We start from the raw sequence: 3044 nt of genomic DNA on the forward strand, positions 1-3044 counted from the left end.
CGCGGCCGGCGGCCGGGGCCTGGCCGCGGCGCTGGCCGGCTGGCAGATCAGCCGCCGCAACCGCGCCGCGGGCCCCGTACTGCTGCTGGTGCTGGCCACCGCGCTGGGCATGCTGGCGATCGGCCAGGGCGCGTCCTGGGACCGTTCGCAGGACGATCAGGCGGACTTCCGGGCGGGCGCGGCGGTGCGCGTACTGGCCAGCAGGACCCCGCAGTTGGGGCAGGGCGGCGCGTATGCGCAGGTGCCGGGGGTGGCCGCGGCGCTGCCCGCCGGGCAGGTCGGTCTGGAACTGTCGGACGGCCGGACCTCCTCGCTGCTCGCCCTGGATGCCCGGGGGACGGCGGGGGCACTGCTGCTGCGCGGCGATCTGGCGGGCGGCGGCGCGGACGACGGGCCGGGCGCGGCGACGGACGGTGTGCTGCGCGCGGTGGCGCCGAAGGACCGCGCGCCCGTAGGCGTGGAACTTCCCGCGCGGACCGACCGGTTACGGCTGACCGCCACCCTGCGCTCCCTCAAGGCGCTGCCGCCCGCCCCCGGCCAGGATGCCGAGGCGCACGGCATCGGGCCGGCGCACGACACCGGGCCGGTGCCCGCGACCCTCTCCGCCCAGGTCACCGACCGCTTCGGCGTCCCGTACACCCTGCCGCTGGGCCCGCTCGCGGCCGACGGCAGGCCGCACACCCTCGATGCGGACCTCGCCGCCGCGGCCGGTGCCCCGGCGGGCCGCCCGGCCGAGCCGCTGCGGCTGACCGGGCTCGTCGTCGACCTGGACCAGACACCGGTCTCGCACCGCCAGCAGCTCACCGTCACCACCGCGCGGGCCGTCACCGCGCACGGCGCCGCCCGGCCGCTCGGCGCGCCCGCCCATCTCGCCTGGAAGGCGCAGATCACCGACAAGAGCAGTTCCGTGGGCGAGGCGTTCGGCCCCAGGGCGGGCCGGTCCGGGGTTCCCGCCGGCGGTCTGCTGTCGCAGACGTACGACAGCGGCACCAAGAACGAGTGGGGCGGGTCGATGACGACGGTACGGATCACCGCCTGGCACCCCGCCCGTCCGCCGCTCGCCGCCGTGGCCACCGATGCCTTTCTGCGTGACAGCGGATCGAAGGTCGGCTCCACCATCGACGTGCCGGTCAACGGGCAGCCGTTGAAGGCGAAGATCGTACGGGCGGTGCGGGCGCTGCCGGGCCCGGCGGACAGCGCGCCGGCCACCGGCGGGCTGCTGGCCGACTTCGGCACCGTCAACGAGGCGCTGTCCGATCGCGGCGCCCCGCCACTGGCCGCCACCGAGTGGTGGCTGCGCCCCGAGCCGGGGGCCGCGGCCAGGGTCGTCGACGCGCTGCGGGCACGCCCGGACACCGACCCGGGCCAGGTCCTGGTCCGCGACGAGATCGCCCGGCAGCTGCACGACGATCCGCTGGGGGCCGGCCCGCAGACCGCGCTGACCGCCGCCGCGGCGGTCGCGGTGGCGCTGGCCGCGGTCGGCTTCGCGGTCAGCGCCGCCGGGTCGGTCCGCGAACGGGCCAGGGAATTCGCCGTCCTACGGGCCCTGGGCGCGCCGCGCCCGCAGCTGGCGCGGATGATCGCCGCCGAGCAGGGCGTACTGATCGCGCTGGCGCTGGCCGTCGGTTGGGCGCTGGGGACCGTGCTGACCCGGGCGGTCGTCCCGTTGATCGTGCTGACCGAGCAGGCGGGCCGGCCGGTGCCGCCGGTGCTGGTGGAGCTGCCGGCCGGCCGGGTCGTGGCGCTGCTGGCGGCGGTCGCGGCCGTTCCGCTGCTGGTCGTCGCGGCCGTCGGGCTGCGCCGCGGCGACCCGGTGCAGGACCTGCGCAGCCAAGGAGCACTGTGAGATGACGATGCTGCCGCGTGCCCGGCCGGCCCTGCGCGGTGAGGGCCGGTGAACGCGCTCACCTGGACGACCTGGTTCCGTGTCCGGCTGCGTACGGCCCGCGCGGCGGCCCTGGCACTGGGCGCCCTGGTGCTGGTCACGGCGTTCCTCGCGGCGGCGTTCCCGCGTGGCGTGGACGCGTACGAGACCCGCGGCGTGCGCCATGCCCTGGCCTCGGTGCCGCCCGACCAGCGAACGGTGGAGATCACCGTCTCGCGGGGCGACCTGACCGGCGGCGATCCGGCGGCCGAGTACGGCGCGGCGGAGCTGGCCCGCCAGGACCGGGCGATCCGGGGCGGGTTCAGCGCCCCGCTGCGGATCGCCGAGGACCGGTCCCTGTACGGCGTACGCACCACCAAGTCGCTGGACGCGCCGGATTCCTGGCTGCCCCGGCCCGACGGGGTCGCGCCCCGCCTCTCGCTGTACGCGGTGTCCGGCCTCGGCCGGCACGCCACGCTCACCGAGGGCCGGCTGCCGCACGGCGCCGCCCCGGAAGCGGGCACCCTGGGGGCGGCGGTGACCGTCGCCACCGCCCGGACCCTCAAGCTGCGCGTCGGCAGCGAACTGCACCTGGAGGGCCGGACGGTACGGATCTGCGGGCTGCTCACCCCGCGCGACCCCAACGGCGCCTACTGGGCCGTGGATCCACTGATGGCCACCGCCCGCCAGGATGTGACGGAGGGTGTTCCGTCACACAGGTTCTGGCGCGCCGGTCTGCTGCTCTCCCCGCAGGACGGTCCGGCGCTGCTGTCCACCGAGGGCGAGCCGGAGAAGTTCTGGCGCTATCCGGTCGACGCGAGCGCGCTGACCGCCCATGACGCCCCGCTGCTGCGGGACCGGCTGCTCTCCCTCGAACACGGCGCGGCGCTCGCCCGGTTGCGCTCTGTTGCGGGCAGTGGCGCGCTGGCCGACAGCGCGGTGGACGGCCTGCTGGACGCGTTCGCGCGGATGCGGGCCGCGATCGCGCCGGTCATCGCGGTGGCCGCGTTCGGGATCGGCACCGTCGCGGGCGTCGTGCTGCTGATGACCGGTGCGCTGACCGCGGCCCGCCGGCGCGAGGAGCTGGCGCTGCTGCGGGCCCGCGGTGCGTCGCTGGTGGGGCTGGCCGGGCGGCTGGCGGCGGAGACCTCCGCGGTGGCGCTGCCCGCGGCCGCGGCCG

At 77.3% G+C, this 3044-nt stretch carries 1 protein-coding gene and 1 pseudogene; both read left to right on the top strand.

Annotated features, from left to right (window positions below):
• On the top strand, positions 1 to 1846 hold a 1846-nt coding region (locus tag DY245_RS33735), incomplete at its 5' end, for an ABC transporter permease (protein ID WP_147318396.1).
• Between the two features lie 48 nt (positions 1847 to 1894).
• Positions 1895 to 3044, top strand: a pseudogene (locus tag DY245_RS33740) (hypothetical protein); the annotation flags it as partial.

This window comes from Streptomyces inhibens (genome assembly GCF_003389455.1).
Taxonomy (GTDB): Bacteria; Actinomycetota; Actinomycetes; order Streptomycetales; family Streptomycetaceae; genus Streptomyces; species Streptomyces inhibens.